The sequence below is a fragment of the Streptomyces sp. NPDC050164 genome, from assembly GCF_044459945.1.
Lineage (GTDB): Bacteria > Actinomycetota > Actinomycetes > Streptomycetales > Streptomycetaceae > Streptomyces > Streptomyces coeruleorubidus_A.
On sequence record NZ_JBITJK010000044.1, the window covers coordinates 1 to 16,388 of the forward strand.

Below are 16,388 nucleotides of genomic sequence, written 5' to 3' on the forward strand. Positions count from 1 at the left end.
CACCGCTGCCACACCGCACTCGAAGGTCAACCACCCATCACCCGCGTGAACAACCCTGCGGGTCAATACAACTAGGGCCTGTCGTTTGGATCACGCACCAGACCCCGCTCGCCGGCACCGAGCAGAACAGTCGCTTCCCTGCGACCTGATCCAAACGACAGACCCTAGGACAGCCGCGCCGCCCGCCGCTCCATCGCCTCGCGCGCCGCGTCCTCGCTGGCGTACACCTCGCACATGTGCCGCCCGTCCGGCGTCGCCGTGTGCTCGACCTCCCAGAGGGAGACCTCCGCGCCGTCGCGCAGCAGGAACGCGTGCTCGTAGAGCGAGTAGCCCAGCCCTGCCCGGCCCGCGCGGCAGGGGCGGCCGAAGGCCTGGGTGATCTGGTGGCCGGACGCCGTGGCCAGCAGGGCCGCCGTTTCGTCGCCCGGCCGGTCCGCGTTCTCCGCGCGGCGCAGTAAACGCCGCGCGTGGTCCGCCGAGTCGTCCCCGGCGTAGGCGTGCCGGGGCGCGGGGACCGGGGACAGCTGCACCGTCACCGGCAGCTCGAAGTCAGGCGTGTCCGGCGGCAGCGGCAGACGTGCCGTGGCCGCCCGCAGCTCCTCCTCGTCGACGTACACCTCGTGCTGCGGCTCGCTGCCCGGTGCGGTGTTGTGGACGAGCTCCCAGAGCGTGAGCGCCGAACCGTCGGCGAGCAGCCACGCGTGCCGGTACGTCTCCCGGTGCAGGCCCGCGCTGTGGTGCGCGGAGTGCAGCGAACTGTCGTGCGCCAGCGCGCAGTCCAGCCGTCTTATCGTCTCGTCCGGCAGCTCGAAGGAGTTCAGGGCGCGGCCGAGGAGTCGCGCGAGGTGCTCCTCCGGAGACTCGGGCGAGTCGTGGGGTTCGTACGCTGCCGTCTCGTACGGAACGCTCAAGGTTTCTCCCGGCGTTGCTGCATGTCACCTTGTGGGTGCATACGGTAGCCCCTCGACCGGACATCATGTCCGGGAACCGAGAAAACGTACGTCCAGGAAAACGCACGGGCCGCGCGAAAAGTTCCCGCGCGGCCCGGTCGGTCCGTCAAAAACCCCAGTAGGGGAGGTCGTTCATCCGCTTACGCGGCGCTGCCCGCGACCCACTGGCTCCACGCCATGTTCCAGCCGTTGAGCCCGTTGTCCGGCGCCACCGTCTTGTCGGGGGAGTTCTTGACGACCACCACGTCCCCGATGAGCGAGTTGTCGTAGAACCACTTGGCGGGCGTACTGCCCCCGGCGCCCTGGACGTCCGCGAGGCCGACGCAGCCGTGGCTGGTGCCCTGGCGACCGAAGGGCGGATTGCCCTTGTTGTACCAGTAGTTGCCGTGGATGAACGTGCCCGACGTCGTCAGTCGCATCGCGTGCGGCACGTCCGGGATGTCGTACTCACCGCCGAGTCCGACCGTCCGGCTGTTCATCCGGGTCTGCACGAACTTCTCGGAGATCACCATCTGCCCGTTGTACGTGGTGTGTTCCGGGCTGCCCGCCGAGATCGGGATCGTCTTGACGGCCTTGCCGTCCCGCACGACCGTCATGGTCTGCGTGTTGACGTCGACCGTGGAGACCTGCGAGCGCCCGACGGTGAAGGTGACCGTCTTCTTCTGCACGCCGTAGACGCCGTTCGTGCCCTCGACCCCGTCCAGGTCGATCTTCATCGTGACCTTGGAGCCGGCCTTCCAGTACTCCTCGGGCCGGAAGTCGAGCCGCTGCGAGCCGAACCAGTGCCCGACCACCTTCTGCCCGCTGCTGGACGTGACCGTGATGTGCGACTGCACGTCCTTGCGGTTCGTGATGGCCTTGTCGAAGGTGAACGACACCGGCATGCCCACACCGACCGTGGTGCCGTTGTCCGGCGTGTACGTGCCGATGAAGCTGTTCGCCGAGGTGACCGTCGTGAAGATGGAGTTCGCGGCGGCCGTACGGCCCTTCGTGTCCTTCGCGGTCGCCGATATCTGGTACTTCGTGCCGCGCTCCAGCTGCTCTTTCGGCTTCCAGGCCTTGCCGTCGGAGGAGATCGAGCCCGGTACGGCCTGATCGCTGCCCGCCACCGTCATCTTCACGTCGGTCAGCTTCCCGTCGCTGACCTTCACACCGGTCGAGTTGATGGAGGCGTCGGTCGAACCGTCCTTCGCCGAGATGGCGATCTTCGCGACGGACGTCTTCGCCGAGTCGTCGCCACCCTTGGCGTCGTCCTTGGCGTTGGCGCTGCCACCGCAGGCGGTGAGCGTCAGGGCGCCGACCATCAGGGCGGCACATGCCCCCAGTTTGCGCCGCGCTGCAATGTCCGGCGTTGTCACGGGCTGCTCCCAGTTCGTGTGATGTGCGTGGTCCGCTCCAGTACGTGAGGGAAGAGGGACCGGGCAGGCGGTCGGGTTCCGTCCGTGCGCGGTGAACGCCGTCACGTGACAGAACCGCGACAAAGTCCGGTCCCGCTGTGGGTTCGCGGTGCGCCGCAGGCCTGCTCAGCGGCCCGCGTACAACTCCCCGTACGACGGCCATGCCCCGCCCGCACCGTCGACCGGCTCCGCGGAGCGCACGGCCCGCACGATCGCCCGGGTCACGACGTCCGCGCCCGCGGCGAGGATCTCGTTGAGCGCGAGCGGGTTCGCGGCGTCCAGGGCACGGTCTCCGGTCGCCAGCGCGAACACCGTGTCCCCGTCGTTGAGGAGGTGCACCGGCCGCACCGCGCGGGCGATGCCGTCGTGTGCCGTACCGGCCAGCTTCTGCGCCTGCGCCTTCGACAGGTCCGCGTCCGTGGCGACCACCGCGAGCGTGGTGTTGAGCGGCGGAGGCGCGCTCCGCGCGGCCGTCTCGGCGAGGCGCCGCTGCGCGGCCTCGTGCACCCGCGCCTCCGGATACTCCACCCGCCCCTGGAACAACTCCCCGTACAGCACCCCCGTCTCCGGATCCAGCACCGACCCCGCCGCGTTGGCCACCACCAGCGCGGCCACCGTGATCCCCGAGCCGAGCACGGTGCTCGCGCCGCCGACGCCGCCCTTCACCACCCCGACCACCGCCCCCGTGCCGGCGCCCACACATCCCTCGGGCACCGGTGCGCCGAGCCCGCTCGCCGCGGCCGCCTCGACCGCCGCACGGCCGGTGGCCGCGTCCGGCCGGGCCCGGAAGTCGCCGCCCCGCCCCAGATCGAAGACACAGGCGGCGGGCACCACCGGCACGACATGCGCCGCGTCCGCCCCGACACGGATACCGCGCCCCCGTTCCTCCAGCCAGGCCATCACTCCCGAAGCCGCGTCGAGCCCGTACGCGCTGCCGCCGGTCAGCACGATCGCCTCGACCTTCCGCACCACGTTGCGCGGATCGAGCGCGTCCGTCTCCTTGGTGCCGGGACCACCGCCCCGCACGTCCACGGCGGCCACCGCCCCGCCCTCCGGGGCCAGCACCACCGTGGTGCCGGTGAGCCAGCCGTCGCCGGCGCGTGTCGCGTGCCCCACGCGCAGGCCGGAGACATCCGTCAGAGCGTCCACCAGAGCGTCAACTTTCATGGCGCCCAGTCTCGTCCAGACGCCGGCCCCGCGGGCGTACTCTTCCCCGCGGGCGTACCCCTCCTCCGCGGGCGTATCCAGCCGGTCGGCGCCGTCAGCCCGCCCGGCCCGAAAGGCAGCGGGACCTCGCCGGCACCGTCACCCGGCCCACGCTGTCGGCCCCGCGACCCGGGCGGCCCGGGTCGCCCTGCGCATGGCCAGGGTCTCTCCCGCCACCACAGACAGCGCGCAGACCACGCCCGCCGCGAGCACCGCCCAGTCGCCGAGGAACGTGCAGCAGATCACCAGCAGCGCCGTCGTCGGCAGCACCAACTGCTGGGCGATGCCCGACTTGAAGTGGCGCGAGTGCAGGGCCCACAAGGCCAGCAGGTACAGGGCCGTCGGCAGGGTCACGGCGGCCGACGCCGCCAGCGTGGAGACGTGCGCCTTGCCGACCGTCTGTTCCACCGCCACCTCCAGCCCGGCCCCGATCGCGGCCGCCGAGGCGAAGACCAGATAGTGGCCGTAGCCCCACAGGAACGCCTGCCGGTTGGACCGCAGATGGTCGTGGATGGGCACCACGAAGTAGATCCACCACGCGGCGAAGATGACCAGCAGCCCGCCCGCCGCGATGGGGAGGAGCTCGCCCAGCGCGTCGTTCTCGTCGACGCCGGACTTCACGGCGACCGTGGCCGCGGCGATCGTCTCGCCGAGCACGATGATGGTGAACAGCCCGTACCGCTCCGCGATATGGCGCGGATGCCAGGACGTGGGGTGGTCCTTCTCCGCCCACGGCGGCACGCACATCTCCAGCAGCGCCATCACCAGGAACCACCAGGGCCGGGCACCCTCGGGCAGGAACAGCAGCCCCAGCCAGCCGACCTGGCACAGCAGCACCCCACCGGCGTAGCGCAGGGCCGTCGTCCGCTCCGGGCCCTCGCTGGAGCGGGCCGCCCGCAGCCACTGCGCCGCCAAGGCGAGCCGCATGATCAGGTAGCCCAGCCAGACCACGAAGAACTCGTGCTCCTCGAACGCCCGCGAGACCCCCGCCGCGAGGACCAGCACACCGGCGATCTGCACCAGCGTGACGACCCGGTAGAGCACGTCGTCGTTGTCGTACGCCGAGGCGAACCACGTGAAGTTCATCCACGCCCACCCGTGAGCCATCGCTACAACACTGCCTCTGACCTGCGGAAACGGTGCGAAAAGTACCCGACTCGCTACCGCCAGGGGCAAACGACCTACGGCGGATGGACGAACGATGGAACGAGACGACCTCGCCACCCTGCGCGCGCTGGGATTCGACGACGACGAACTTCGGACGCTGGGACTCTGGGACGCGCCGACCGGTGGCCCTGCCGACTTGGCAGAGGCGTACATCAGGCGCAGTAAGAAGCGCGACGACTTGGCCACGCTGCGGGCACACGTGCGTGACGTCTGCCGAGCAGCCAAGGCTGACGGCATCAGCATCCGGCGCGTCTGGTTCGAGCAGCGCAGCGCGAGCAAAGCTCACGTCCGTCGAGAGGAGTTCGAGAAAGCCACTGCCGCTGTTCTTGAGGGGCGCAGTAAGACGCTGTACGTGTGGAAGCTCGACCGGCTGAGCCGACGGGGCATGGGCGCTGTTGGTCTGCTGCTGGACGAATTCGATAAGCGCTCTGCCCGACTCGCCACCGTGACCGAGGGGCTCGACAGTGCCCTACGTGGTGCCCGCATTGTTATCGCATTCCTCAGCGAGCGTGCCCGCGAAGAGGCCGCAGACATCGCGCTGCGCACAAAGGGAGGCGGGGACGCACACAAGGCTGAGGGGCGCTGGCCCGGGGGAACGCTGCCGTATGGCCTACGTTGCCCGCGCGGTACCGGAAAGCTGGAGCATGACCCCGCTGAATACCCGACCGCCCGGCGTATCGCTGAGGCACTGCTGAACGGCGACACACCAGCGGCAATCGCTGAGAAACTCAACAGCGAGCGAATCAAGACGCGTAAGGGTAAGCAGTGGCGTGCGCAGACGATTATTCACCTTGCTCAGTCGCCTAGTTGGGCTGCACTCATCCCTGATCGTGAGCGCACTAAGGATGAGTTCGGCAACCCGCTGGACACATGGCGCCGTGGCGGCAACCCGCTGATGGGACCGGATGGGCACCCGATCGAATGCGGGCAGGGCGTAATCAGCTTCGCCGAGCGTGAGGCCATTCTGGCTAAGTTCGCAGCGCGCAGCCGGCCCGGTACAACGATTGGCGACCGAACGCGTGGGATTCGCAAGGCAGCAACGATTCTCACAGGCACCCTCCGTTGCCCCTTCTGTAAGGGTCCGGCAGGCAACGGGGGGCGCAATTACCGATGCGTTGCCCGTATCAACCAGGGTCCGTCTGTGTGTAAGGGGTTTGCCACCCTGCGTGAGCGCGCTGACGAAGCCATTGGAGTTCTGTGGGTTAACCACATTCTCAGTCTGTCGCCGGAATCGCCGACCATTCACGCAATTGCCCGACGCTGGCTGTCGTACAACGATCCGGCCAAGGAATCACGCAAGCGTGCCGTAAGCGCAGCGCTGGACAATGCGGCAACACGCGAACTGCGTCTACAGAAAGAGTTCTTCATCGGTGGCGGCATGGCTGAGGCTCAGTACGAGTCACTACGCGCTGAGTTGTCCGCGCAGATTGCTGGGCTGAAGGTGGAACTGGCCGAACTGTCGCAAGAGGCAGACCTGACACCGCTGATGGATCCGTTCGCGCTGGCTGACCTTTGGCACGGCGCCGGAATCGAGGGGCAGCGCGCCCTACTGCAAGCAGCGGCTAAGAGCGTCTCTCTGCTGCCACCCAAGGGCGTGGGAGACAGGACACCGATTCTCGATCGGCTGGAACCGGACTGGCACGACGACAGCGCGAATCCGGCCGTAGAAGCGGCATGGGACGCATGGGCAGCGCGCCGTAAGACGACTGCGGCCTAGTCAGCGAAAACAATTGGCACCAGCCCGGCCGGACTTTGGCGAGTAGACCGGGCTGGTGTCCTCAGCCGAGGAGACTCCAGTGTACGGAACTTGCGGAGACAGACAGCCCGGATTCGACCAGCGACCCATGATCGGCAAGAATTCGCAGCCTTGCACCCTGCCCACCGGCCACGACGACGAACACCGCAACGTCTTTGGTATCCGCTGGGCTGCACGCGGACTCAGCGAGGCGGCTAGACAGTTCCTCGCTGAGCAGGATGCGGCAGACGCAGCGTGGGAGCGCGAGTTGGAATGGCGCCAGACCAGTCAGCGATTGGATGCGCTGTACGACGCGCAGACGGCCGGAGATAGGTCGGCCTACACCCAGCAGCGAATAGCGAGACTAGAAGCCGTTCAGGCTGCACTGTGCGGGTTCCCTGAGCAACTGGCCGCATAGCCCCTGAGTGCCCATCTGACAGCCTCTCAGCCCCGTTCGACCCCTGTGGTCGGGCGGGGCTCTTTGCGTGCCGCAGACGGACACCCACCGCCGACGGCTGCCCACTGTCGGAAATGCCCGTTGTCCAAATAATGGACACCTAGTATGCCCGACTTTGCGGCTCTATGCCCGGCCGGAGTTGCCCTGGTTCGTTCCTCGGTGGCAACCGACTCGCTATCTACATGGCATAGGGCAGCGAACAGTGCTTCCCCCTGAGGGCGAGGGCGCTGGTAACCGACTCGCTATCTATACAGCACAGGGAGCGAACGGCGCCCCACACAGATTTCCCCCTGTCGGCGGGGACGCATCAAACCTCGGTCACAACGACCGGGGTTTTTTGCTGCCCTGCTGACTGAACCACGTCCCTTTAGGAGGTACACCCCATGGACGACGTCACAGCGCAGGTACGAGCAGTAGGCGCCCGACGAAAGCGACTGCGCGAGGAACTTGCCAGCGCTGACGCCGAGTTGCGCGCCCTCATGCCCAGCGCAAAGGCCGTACTCACTCAGGAGGAAATCCGGGCACACACGGGCCTGTCGATACCGACCATCCGCACCTACACCGCCCGCTGAGGGCATCCCCGCCGACACGGAGGAAACATGGACCTAGACCGCTATCAGCCGCGCGTAGCCGCAACGCTGGTCGAGGACTTCTACCCGAACGGCCGCAAGGCTGGTGAGTCGCGCCAAATCACCTGCCCCTACTGCCGAATGCAGCACTCCCACGGCGCCGTTCTCGGTCACCGCACGGCGCACTGCGCTGACTCTGTGGCAAAGCGCCATCAGGTAGTTGACCCGCGCGACACCAGGACCACGCCGGGGTACGTACTGTGCGAGCCGGCTGACGAAATCAACTGGCAACTTGAGTATGTCTACGGGCAGTTGCACGTGCTGCGGAATCGCTACCGGCGCCTCAGCGTGGAGTACGAACGCATGAGCCCTTGGACAGCGCGCGAAAAGCGGGTCAAGCAGAATCTGCGCAGCGAACTCGACAGCATCGCAACGGTGCTCCGAAAGGCTGGGGTGAGCCTTAATGACTGACATCAGCAGCCTTGACCTACAGGCAGCACTAGCGGCCCTACTCGCCCAGCAGAGTTCGCCCAGCGCGGATGACGTCGGAAGCATGGCCGATGATGATCTGGCAATTCACGCGCTGAACAACCGCTTTGGCGGAAACTTGGCCTTCAGCAAGCAGCGAGGATGGGCGTACTTCCCGCGCGACGATCACCGCTGGATGGTCGACCATGACGGATTCGGCGTGACCGCTGAGGTGCAAACCATGCTGCGAGACCTAAGGCGCGGCGAAAAGGACCAGCGGCGCAGCCAATACCTGGGCAGTAAGACGCGCCGTGACGCCGTGGTGGACATGCTGAAGGGGCTGCCTGAGACGCGATTCAGCGGGGAATGGGACGCGAACCCGGATCTACTCGCCGTGCCCAATGGCGTGGTGAACCTGCGCACAGGAATTCTCGCCGACGGTGACCCCGAGCAGCGGATAACGCGCGCAGCAACGGTGCCATACGATCCGGGCGCCGAATGCCCACGCTGGGAACGGTTCGTTGAGGAAATCTTCCCCGATGACCCGGACATGCCCGCATACATTCAGCGGCTACTTGGCTACGGCATTACCGGCCGGACCAGCGAGCAGTGTTTCGCTGTGCTGTACGGCGCTGGATCTAACGGCAAGTCAGTTCTGTTGACTGTGTTGCGCAAGATCCTGGGCGACCATGCTGCGACAGTGCCGTTTGATGCGTTCACGGTCAGCGGAAAGGCGCGAGGTGGGCCGGACACAGAGCTACTCGTAGGCGCGCGCCTTGCGTTGGCCAGCGAGACAAACCGCAGCGCCGTACTCGACTCCGCAGCGATCAAGAATGCGACCGGCGGCGAAGAGATGAACGTCAATCCGAAGTACCGTGACCCGTATTCGTTCAACCCTCAGGCACTCATCCTGCTGGCCACGAACTACAAGCCAACCGTGCGTGAGCAGGACACCGGCACCTGGCGCCGTATCAAGCTGATTCCGTTCAAGAGGTACTTTGCGCCGGCTGAGCGTGACTACAACCTGCACGAGACGCTTGAGGCCGAATACCCCGGCATTCTCGCCTGGCTGGTGCGCGGTGCAATGCGCTGGTTCAGCGAGGGACTTGCCGATCCTGACAGCGTGAAGCAGGCCGTGAGCGCCTACAAAGACGAGTCAGACACACTCGCAGGGTTCTTCCCTGGCGCCTATGTGCTGGACCCCGGTAAGCGGGTGTTCCTCAGCGAGGTATGGACGGATTACCAGGGCTGGGCAGATGCTGAAGGGGTCGACCCGTACCGGCAGAGTTCCACGCTGAGCAAGGCCATTCAGGAACGTTCGGGCGGAGAGGTGACCAGCCAGCGCGGAGCAAAGGGAAAGGCCGTTCTGGTGGGCATCCGCAAGACCAGCGAGCAGGAGCGGAACGGCCCGGGAATCTTCGCCGCTGACTGACCTCACCCGACTCACCCGCTTTGCAACGGGCTGCAAGTCTCTGACCAGCGAAGGTGAGGAGGTGAGGTGAGGTGAGGCTGATTTCAAACATCTCTAGAAACAAACCCATGGCTTAGAAAGTCCTGGGAAGCAGGCTCAATCACCCTCACCCCCTCACCCGCTGAAAGGAATTCATCATGAGCGCTGACGCGCCTACTTCCGCAGTCAGCCCCGCACGCACATCTGCTGTCTATGACGCCCTCCGCGCTGTCACTGTCGACGAAGCTGAAGGCTGGACGACTCTAGGGCTGGTGTATGCCGCCGTGAATGGCTGGCTGACTGGCGTGGGACGCGAGACCATCCCGTTTCGTGCGCTGGGAACCTGCCTTGAGCGCGCTGGATACCGCGTGAGCGACGGACGCGTGACCGGCCTAATCCTGCCCTGGTGGAAGGGCCGACGCTAATCCCGCTGACCTGACCAACTACAGCGCTGGGCCGCCGTTCAGCGCGCCACTGCACCCAAAACACATGCGCCAATCGGCGCTCGAAAGGAAACCACCGAAAATGACTGAGCCCATGATTCAGCAGAACCCCGACGGCAGCACCACTGTTGTCAGCATCAACGACCGTGACTTGGTGGCGGAATCCATCGCCCGTATTAGCTCCACCACTGAGTCACTGATCGGCGACTTCAGCAAGGCTGCGAACATCAGCATCGAAGTTCCCGCTGACGTCCGTTCGCTGCTTAGCAGCGCCGCGAGTGACATCAAGGCGACTCTTGGCAAGGTCGACGTAGCAACGGCTATGGCTGCTGGGCATCGAGCGAACGACACCATGTTTCCTGCTGGGCGTGAGCGGCTCGCGAACGAGGAGATCAGCAAGGCGGACAGCGAGGTGACTGCCGCTCTCGACGCCGCTGAGGACAAGCTCACTGTGGCTGAGGCTGATCTCTACCTCGCTGCGCGTCCGGCTATGCCTGCTGGTGCCGATATGGCTGCTCGCGCTGACGTGCGGATGATTCTGGACGGAGTTTCGCCGAGTCAACTTGCCGACCGAATCAAGGGAATTGCCCAGCGTGGTGACGCTGCGGGCGCCCTGGTGGCGGATGGCGCATGGCTGGACATGTATCTGTCCTCGCGTGGCGTTGAGTCTGACATGGCCGACGCGATCAAGGCCCTGGTCAAGGATCAGGTGTTCCGTTCCGCTGCTGCATCTGGCGAACCTAAGCGCGCTGCTGCTGGCCGTACCGCGCTGGCTCTGGTGCACCTGCGCAAGGCAGGGATAGCCGCGCGAAGCTACCGGCGCACCAAGCTGTCCTAGTTCGCTCAATCGGGGCCTGAGCACATACCAACTTTCGTACGTGCTCAGGCCCCTTGGGAAGGCAACACATGACAGGAATCTGCAAGCATCCGCGCTGCGAGGTACAGACAGATGGCGCTGATCGCTGCCTAGTACATACCTATGAATGGTCTCGGCTAAAGCGCCAGCGGAGACGCTCGTGATCCGACTACGGGTCGCATTTGGCCGACAGTTCGTCTACGAGGGCGCGACGCGCTCAGCCGGCGAGGAGTTCGACGGGCCCATTGCGCTGCTGTCCACTGGCCTGGTGGTGCCCGCTGATGGCGACTGGCGAGGGATCACCCCAGGAACGCTTACGCAGCCCCCTGAGGCCACCACAGAGCCACCTGAGGGCGTAGCCGTAGCCCATGAGCCCTGCGACCCAGGGCCGAAGCCAGCAAAGCACCAGGGAGCCATGCAGACATGCCCCGTCGCTGGCTGCCCCTGCTTGACCTACAGCGGGAAATGCCAGGCGCACGCTCGCAGCAGTGCCAAGGGTCAGCGCTACCGGGATAGCTACTCCGCTGGGTCATCGCGCCGTGCCCGCTGGAGCCACCTGAGTAAGGCGCATCTGCGTGACCACGCGCTATGCCAGTCAGCCAAATGCGCTGCCATTCCCGCACCATTGCGTCCCGCTGCCACAGAGACAGACCACGTCGACGGGCTAGGTCTACAGGGTCCGCGCTGGGATGACCCAACCAACTGGCAGGCACTGTGCAAGCCGTGTCACTCACGGAAGACAGCGCGCGAATCGTTCGGCCATTGACGCTGGCGACTACTCACAGTGCCCCCACCCCCTGCGGGGTGCACCCGACCCCTACGGGGAGATTTAGCGCGGGGGAGGGCGCTCAGGAGTGTGCTCGGGCGAAAATTCGGCGCGTGTTCAAAAACCTCGTTCCAGTCACCCATTGCTACCGAAAGGATGTCACTCACAGTGGCCAACATCGAGAACCTACGCCGTGGCCGTTCGCGCCCCGGAATTGCTCGCACGATCCTACCCGCTGAGTGCGCCCTGCCCGTGCCTGTCCCACCTGCCCGCGCGGAGGGGTGGACTGACGACATGATCGCCCGCTGGTCATCGCTCTGGAAGGGACCCAGCGCGAATCTGTGGGATGACGCATGCATTGGAATGGTCGCACTGCTGGTCGAACTTGAGTCGCTGGGAACCAATGTGAACGCAGCGCAGCTAACCGAAGTTCGCCGAATCTCCGAGACGCTTCTACTCACTCCCGGCTCGCTGAGCGCCGCAGGCTATGCGCTGCCAGGGTGGCCCGAATGAGCGCACGTCGCCGAGCAATAGCAGCGCGAAACTCGACCGAACCGAATCGGGAAGCGCCCCAGGTTCATCCGCTGGCCTATGTCGCTGATCTACCGTCCGCGCAGTACGCCGAATGGCTCGCTGACTACTCGCCGATCACATGGGATAAGTGGCGCGCACTGCCGCTGAAAGCCAGGGTGCGCGTAGCCCTCACGGGCGGTGTGGCGTACCGGTTCTGACCAACCGCATACCAAGTGCCCTCGATTCCCTCGCTGGAGTCGGGGGCATTCCCATACCTGAAAGAGCGTCAGATGACCAAGCCCAGAGATCTACTCGGCGCACTCGCGCTGCTCGCTGCCCTGATTGCAACGGCCAGTGCCGAGTTTCAGCTAGCGCGTGCAGTCGGGTTCGGTGAGTTCACAGCGGGATGCATTCCGGCCGCACTCGACGTCTATGCCCTGCGAAGCTTCGCTGTTCGGCGCGATGTACCCGCTGTTGTCTGCGCACTCATCAGCACGAATGCACTGGCGCACCTCGTATCCGCTGGCCTGCTGCCTGTGAGCGTGCCCCTGGTCGTTGCTGTCAGTGCGATAGCCCCGCTGGTTCTCTGGCGCGTGAAGGCCTTGAGCGCCCCTGTGGGCGTCCCTGAGCCCTCGCCGGTGACCCCGGAGCCTGTGAAGCCTGAGCGACCCGCAGAGGCCCCTGTAGCGCTTCCGCCGAATGCACCTCAGCCGAAGCCAGCGGCGAAGCCTGACCCGCTACTTGAATCCGCCCGTGCATTCGCCGCTGAGGTGCGCAGCACTACGGGCAAGGCGCCGAGCCTGCGTGCACTTCAGTCGCATCTGAGCATCGGCCAGGCGCGAGCACAGCGCATCCGGTCCGCACTCGCTGCCACACAGTCAGAGCCCCGATCCTGAGCCGCAATGGCCCGGGGGCGGGGCATTCTGCGTTCCTACGGTCGCGCTGGGACTGCTCGCCCCCACAGCTCCTCCGCGTGGTCCGTAAATCGGTCGAACATGCCTCCGCTGTCCCGGCGGCGCAGGTGCAGCAGCGGTGAATCATGGCCAACCAAACGCGCCAGATGCGGCGTGACGAGTGCCTCGCTGTCGAAACGGAACACAGAAAGGCTCACATGGTTGATTGCGTCCAGCGGGTCAGAGAATCGCGTTTCTAGACCCTCCAGCGGCCCGAGCCTTTCGAGATGCTCCAGCGTGATGCGGATACGCGTTGAAACCGAAAGCGCCACATCCTCGATTTCCTCGCGCTGTCGGGTGACTTCGCACTCAGGGTCGCCGAGCAGGAAGCGAATCCGGCACCCGGATTCAGCCTTGCGCCGCAGTGTGTCAGCGAAGTGCGGTACCTGCGTCCAGAAGAAATAGTTCGTGTATCCAGCGAGGAACATTTCGTCGCTCGCTGATTCAACGAGTTCCGTCCAGACCGTAGACGGACACGCAGACCGGTACGGGTAGCTGTGAACTAGTTCCCGATCGTTTCCCGTCTTAACGCGCTCCTGGACAGCTTTAGGCCACAGCATCTCTTCGTTCACTCCAAGCGTTCGGCAGGCGTCCGCTCGATTCCTTGCGTGTGGTGTGAGATCACCGTTGCTCAACCACCGTTCCACCTGCTTGGTAGATACCCCCACCCGGTATGCAAGCTGACGAGGTGTCAAGTTTGCATCTTCCAGCGCGGATCTCAGCGCACTGTTCAAAGTGTCAACCCCCTTGCGCTGTCCTTTTGGGCCTTCTTAGACCCTAGTCCGCTGACGTCCCAACTGTCCCCAGTGCGGCGGGAGAAACGTCCTCGCGGCGGGGTCACGATCGGCAGGCACGGAAGACCCCCGCGACGCTGCGAACGTCCGGGGGCGTGGCCACCAACCGGTTAGGGGTTGACGACATGCTCAACGCTATCGCGAGGCTGCTGAGCCGCTTACTGCCGGCCAGGGGGCGCCACAGAGCCTCGATCCGCCCTGCGCCCCGCGTGCCTCCGCTGAGCGGTGAAGCGATTGGGATTGTCCGCCCCTATCTCGTGGCCCATGAGCGGCGCCAGCGAGAGGAGATGGCCAGATGATCCCGATGGACGAGTACAAGAGCGCACGCGCTGAGGCTGAGCACACAGCGGCACTACTGAGGGCAGCCCTACAGCGCGCCGGAATCCCTGAGCGTGACACCGCGCGGGTGCGTTCCCTGGTCACGAACAGCGGACGTGCGTACGTCGAACTCGGGACGCTGCCGGTTGGCTCAGCGGCCAAACTGCTGGAGGCACTGCCACATGATCATTAACGGTGAGTCGCATCTGACCCCACGTTCTGGCCCGGTAGACGAGGACACATGCGCTGTCTGTGCGGCGCTTGCCATGGCGCTGCGTCTGTTCAGGTACGCCGGAGACTTGGACGGATCCGCTGACACCTGCGAGCTGCAATTCCAGCACCACGTGTACGGCCACCCGGAGAGCGCAGCAGCGGCCCTGATGCGTCGATGACTGCGCCCCACTGAGCTGCCCCGTCTGTGACTCTCCCCCGGGTCATGGGCGGGGTTTCTGCTGCCTGGGCATAGGCACTGGTCAGCGCCCCACGGTATGGTGTTGCTCCGTTGGTTCACGCCCACCACAGGGCGAAGAACACCATCGCGTAGTCGAGGATCCCCTCGCCCGCGTGCCCTTCGGCGACGGAGTGCACCAGCTGGATGCCCGCCTGGGCCACCGCCACGACGAAGCACAGGTCGAAGAAGAGCTCCAGCGGCGAGGCCGCCCGGTGCGCCTCGTCGCGTCCGCGGGCCCTGAGCCTGCGCAGCGGCCCCCGGCCGCCGGGCGCGCCGGAGGGGACCGGCGCGCCGGAGGGGACGGGCGGGGGAGTGGGGCTGGACGTCATGATTCCCAGCACAACAGACGGCGCGGGGAATTTCTCCGCGACCGTACCCTGGACGCATGAGCACCGCCCCCGATCCCGAGCCGCGCGCGCCGAAGCCCGCGCTGGTCTTCGACGACCCGCTCGACCAGCAGTCCTCCGACGACACCGACCGCGGCTGGGGCGAGCGCTCCGATGCGGGTGGCGGTGGCGCGGCCGACCTCAAGCGCTTCCTCGACGAGAAGCCGCCCCACCACCTCTGAGCCGGCAGGGCGGCCGCCCGTGGCGCTACTGCCGGTCGTGTCCGGAGCCGCGCTGTGCGACCAGCGTGTCCCGGATCTCCTTCAGCACCTCCAGCTCCGTCACCTCGATGACCTCCTGCGTGCCCTCCTTCTCCTTGCGGCGGGCCTCCAGCCGGGCCAGGTACTTCGCCATGGGCAGGACCATCAGGAAGTAGACGACCGCCGCGGTGATCACGAAGCTCAGCGTGGCGCCGAGGACGGAACCCCACAGGATCCGGATGCCCTGCTCGCCCTCGCACGTCGAGCTCAGACACGAGCTGTAGTGGTCGAGGTTCTTGGTCCCGATGGCTCCGACGACGGGGTTGATGATCCCCTTCACCACGGCGTTGACGATGTTGGTGAAGGCGGCGCCGATCACCACCGCCACTGCCAGATCGACGACGTTCCCGCGCATCAGGAAGGCCTTGAAGCCCTCCCAGAGGCTCGGTTCCTTCTTCTCGCTCACCTCGGGGTATCTCCTCGCACGAGCAGCTTGCGGAACAAAACGCTCCGCAACCTACGTCAACGTTGCGCCGAACGGAGCACCTGGGTCCCTCGAACGAGCGACTTGACGAGACCAGGGACGTCACCACAGCGTCACCGCCAACCGCGCGGTGGCGCTCGCACCGGCGAGCCGGGCCGCCGTGGCACGCGGCACCGACAGCACGACGAGCGCACCGCCGTCGGCCGCGCCCTCCAGCGGTTCCGGCACCTTCGTCACCCTGGCCCCGCGCGCGACCACCCGGGCAGCACCGCCCGACACCGTCTCCTCGGCGGCGATGACGTCGACCCGGTCCCCGGGCCGCAGCAGCCGCACGGTGGCCGCGTCGGCGATCCGCACCGGGGCCGTCACCGCCTCCACGGCACGACGCGTCCGCACGGACTGCTCCCCGGACGCCGGGGCCGCGTGCCCGGGAGGCTGAGCCCGGGGATGCCCACGGGCCCCGTCGGAGCCCCGCGGTCCGGCCGCGATCAACGCGGTCGCGGTGACCGCGAGCCCCACGGCCAGGGCCCGCCGCCGGTTACGCAGGAGCCGGCCGGTCCGGCCGCCGCGTACCCGTACGGGGTCGAACCGCGGCACCTCACGCGCCGCCGGCACCTCAGGTCCGGGCGGGAGCGAGGTGGATGAAGAAGGCAGGGTGAGGAAAGAGGAAGACGGAGCGAGGGACATGGAGGACCACCACCTGTGACGAGCGACCGGCTTGCGCTCCCCACGATGAGGCTTCCCACCACCGCCCGCTCAGGCCTGTGGACCTGCCACCGCCCTGTGGACAACTCCCTCACCCGAACGGCAAGTTCCGTTCCCACT

Annotated in this window: 14 protein-coding genes and 2 pseudogenes; 8 read left to right on the plus strand and 8 right to left on the minus strand. The window is 66.3% G+C overall.

The genetic code is table 11. The features are described 5' to 3' along the window. Nucleotides 1–164 precede the first annotated feature (164 nt). From ACIBNA_RS37850 to ACIBNA_RS37865, 4 genes and pseudogenes are all read right to left on the minus strand, one after another. A complete protein-coding gene (locus tag ACIBNA_RS37850) occupies nt 165–911 on the minus strand; it encodes a DUF6227 family protein (RefSeq protein WP_399169764.1) in 747 nt (248 codons plus the stop codon). 179 nt (nt 912–1,090) lie between these two features. Then, on the minus strand, nt 1,091–2,308 hold the full coding sequence (locus tag ACIBNA_RS37855) for an Ig-like domain-containing protein (RefSeq protein ID WP_399169765.1): 1,218 nt from the start codon (nt 2,306–2,308) through the stop codon (nt 1,091–1,093). Between the two features lie 165 nt (nt 2,309–2,473). Then, entirely contained in the window at nt 2,474–3,514 is a 1,041-nt protein-coding gene (locus ACIBNA_RS37860; RefSeq protein ID WP_399169766.1) for a P1 family peptidase, read from the minus strand. Nucleotides 3,515–3,652: 138 nt separating this feature from the next. Then, nucleotides 3,653–4,657: pseudogene (locus tag ACIBNA_RS37865) on the minus strand (low temperature requirement protein A); the annotation flags it as partial. Between the two features lie 97 nt (nt 4,658–4,754). On the opposite strand from ACIBNA_RS37865, the gene ACIBNA_RS37870 reads away from it, so the two are divergent. The 7 genes from ACIBNA_RS37870 (at nt 4,755) to ACIBNA_RS37900 (ending at nt 11,464) form a co-directional block, all read left to right on the plus strand. Further along, nucleotides 4,755–6,437 (plus strand): recombinase family protein, encoded by a 1,683-nt coding sequence (locus ACIBNA_RS37870; protein WP_399169768.1) that lies wholly within the window; start codon nt 4,755–4,757, stop codon nt 6,435–6,437. A 127-nt stretch (nt 6,438–6,564) separates the two neighbouring features. Continuing rightward, nucleotides 6,565–6,873: a hypothetical protein gene (locus tag ACIBNA_RS37875; protein ID WP_399169769.1), complete on the plus strand. Its 309-nt coding sequence runs from the start codon at nt 6,565–6,567 to the stop codon at nt 6,871–6,873. A 422-nt stretch (nt 6,874–7,295) separates the two neighbouring features. Beyond that, a complete protein-coding gene (locus ACIBNA_RS37880) occupies nt 7,296–7,484 on the plus strand; it encodes a hypothetical protein (protein ID WP_399169771.1) in 189 nt (62 codons plus the stop codon). Nucleotides 7,485–7,511: 27 nt separating this feature from the next. After that, the gene (locus ACIBNA_RS37885; protein ID WP_399169774.1) at nt 7,512–7,952 is read left to right on the plus strand and encodes a hypothetical protein; all 441 of its coding nucleotides are present in this window, start codon (nt 7,512–7,514) and stop codon (nt 7,950–7,952) included. Next, the gene (locus ACIBNA_RS37890; RefSeq protein WP_399169775.1) at nt 7,945–9,381 is read left to right on the plus strand and encodes a phage/plasmid primase, P4 family; all 1,437 of its coding nucleotides are present in this window, start codon (nt 7,945–7,947) and stop codon (nt 9,379–9,381) included. The genes ACIBNA_RS37885 and ACIBNA_RS37890 overlap by 8 nt, the downstream gene beginning before the upstream one ends. A gap of 543 nt (nt 9,382–9,924) precedes the next feature. Further along, nucleotides 9,925–10,680, plus strand: coding sequence for a hypothetical protein (locus ACIBNA_RS37895; RefSeq protein WP_399169777.1), 756 nt, complete (start codon nt 9,925–9,927; stop codon nt 10,678–10,680). A 433-nt stretch (nt 10,681–11,113) separates the two neighbouring features. Next, nucleotides 11,114–11,464, plus strand: a complete 351-nt coding sequence (locus ACIBNA_RS37900) for an HNH endonuclease signature motif containing protein (RefSeq protein WP_399169778.1) — start codon at nt 11,114–11,116, stop codon at nt 11,462–11,464. Between the two features lie 1,444 nt (nt 11,465–12,908). Here ACIBNA_RS37900 and ACIBNA_RS37905 read toward each other — a convergent pair. Together ACIBNA_RS37905 and ACIBNA_RS37910 are read right to left on the minus strand one after the other, a co-directional pair. After that, entirely contained in the window at nt 12,909–13,490 is a 582-nt protein-coding gene (locus ACIBNA_RS37905) for an XRE family transcriptional regulator (RefSeq protein WP_399169837.1), read from the minus strand. A gap of 1,062 nt (nt 13,491–14,552) precedes the next feature. Then, nucleotides 14,553–14,822, minus strand: a pseudogene (locus ACIBNA_RS37910) (low temperature requirement protein A); the annotation flags it as partial. 56 nt (nt 14,823–14,878) lie between these two features. Between ACIBNA_RS37910 and ACIBNA_RS37915 the strand changes: the two are divergent. Then, complete coding sequence (locus ACIBNA_RS37915; protein ID WP_399169779.1) at nt 14,879–15,061, plus strand: hypothetical protein; 183 nt, start codon at nt 14,879–14,881, stop codon at nt 15,059–15,061. 25 nt (nt 15,062–15,086) lie between these two features. Here the strand turns inward: ACIBNA_RS37915 and mscL are convergent, their stop codons facing one another. Beyond that, nucleotides 15,087–15,545: a large conductance mechanosensitive channel protein MscL gene (gene mscL / locus ACIBNA_RS37920; protein ID WP_399169780.1), complete on the minus strand. Its 459-nt coding sequence runs from the start codon at nt 15,543–15,545 to the stop codon at nt 15,087–15,089. A 120-nt stretch (nt 15,546–15,665) separates the two neighbouring features. Beyond that, nucleotides 15,666–16,250, minus strand: coding sequence for a hypothetical protein (locus ACIBNA_RS37925; protein WP_399169781.1), 585 nt, complete (start codon nt 16,248–16,250; stop codon nt 15,666–15,668). Between the last annotated feature and the right edge of the window lie 138 nt (nt 16,251–16,388).

What these genes read in the sequence shown, in the direction of transcription:
- ACIBNA_RS37890 (WP_399169775.1), top strand. Translation starts at nt 7,945, where the DNA reads ATGACTGACATCAGCAGCCTTGACCTACAGGCAGCACTAGCGGCCCTA.
- ACIBNA_RS37895 (WP_399169777.1), top strand. Translation starts at nt 9,925, where the DNA reads ATGACTGAGCCCATGATTCAGCAGAACCCCGACGGCAGCACCACTGTT.
- ACIBNA_RS37915 (WP_399169779.1), top strand. Translation starts at nt 14,879, where the DNA reads ATGAGCACCGCCCCCGATCCCGAGCCGCGCGCGCCGAAGCCCGCGCTG.
- ACIBNA_RS37900 (WP_399169778.1), top strand. Translation starts at nt 11,114, where the DNA reads ATGCAGACATGCCCCGTCGCTGGCTGCCCCTGCTTGACCTACAGCGGG.
- ACIBNA_RS37885 (WP_399169774.1), top strand. Translation starts at nt 7,512, where the DNA reads ATGGACCTAGACCGCTATCAGCCGCGCGTAGCCGCAACGCTGGTCGAG.
- ACIBNA_RS37870 (WP_399169768.1), top strand. Translation starts at nt 4,755, where the DNA reads ATGGAACGAGACGACCTCGCCACCCTGCGCGCGCTGGGATTCGACGAC.
- ACIBNA_RS37925 (WP_399169781.1), bottom strand. Translation starts at nt 16,250, where the DNA reads ATGTCCCTCGCTCCGTCTTCCTCTTTCCTCACCCTGCCTTCTTCATCC.
- ACIBNA_RS37875 (WP_399169769.1), top strand. Translation starts at nt 6,565, where the DNA reads ATGATCGGCAAGAATTCGCAGCCTTGCACCCTGCCCACCGGCCACGAC.
- ACIBNA_RS37860 (WP_399169766.1), bottom strand. Translation starts at nt 3,514, where the DNA reads ATGAAAGTTGACGCTCTGGTGGACGCTCTGACGGATGTCTCCGGCCTG.
- ACIBNA_RS37905 (WP_399169837.1), bottom strand. Translation starts at nt 13,490, where the DNA reads ATGCTGTGGCCTAAAGCTGTCCAGGAGCGCGTTAAGACGGGAAACGAT.
- ACIBNA_RS37880 (WP_399169771.1), top strand. Translation starts at nt 7,296, where the DNA reads ATGGACGACGTCACAGCGCAGGTACGAGCAGTAGGCGCCCGACGAAAG.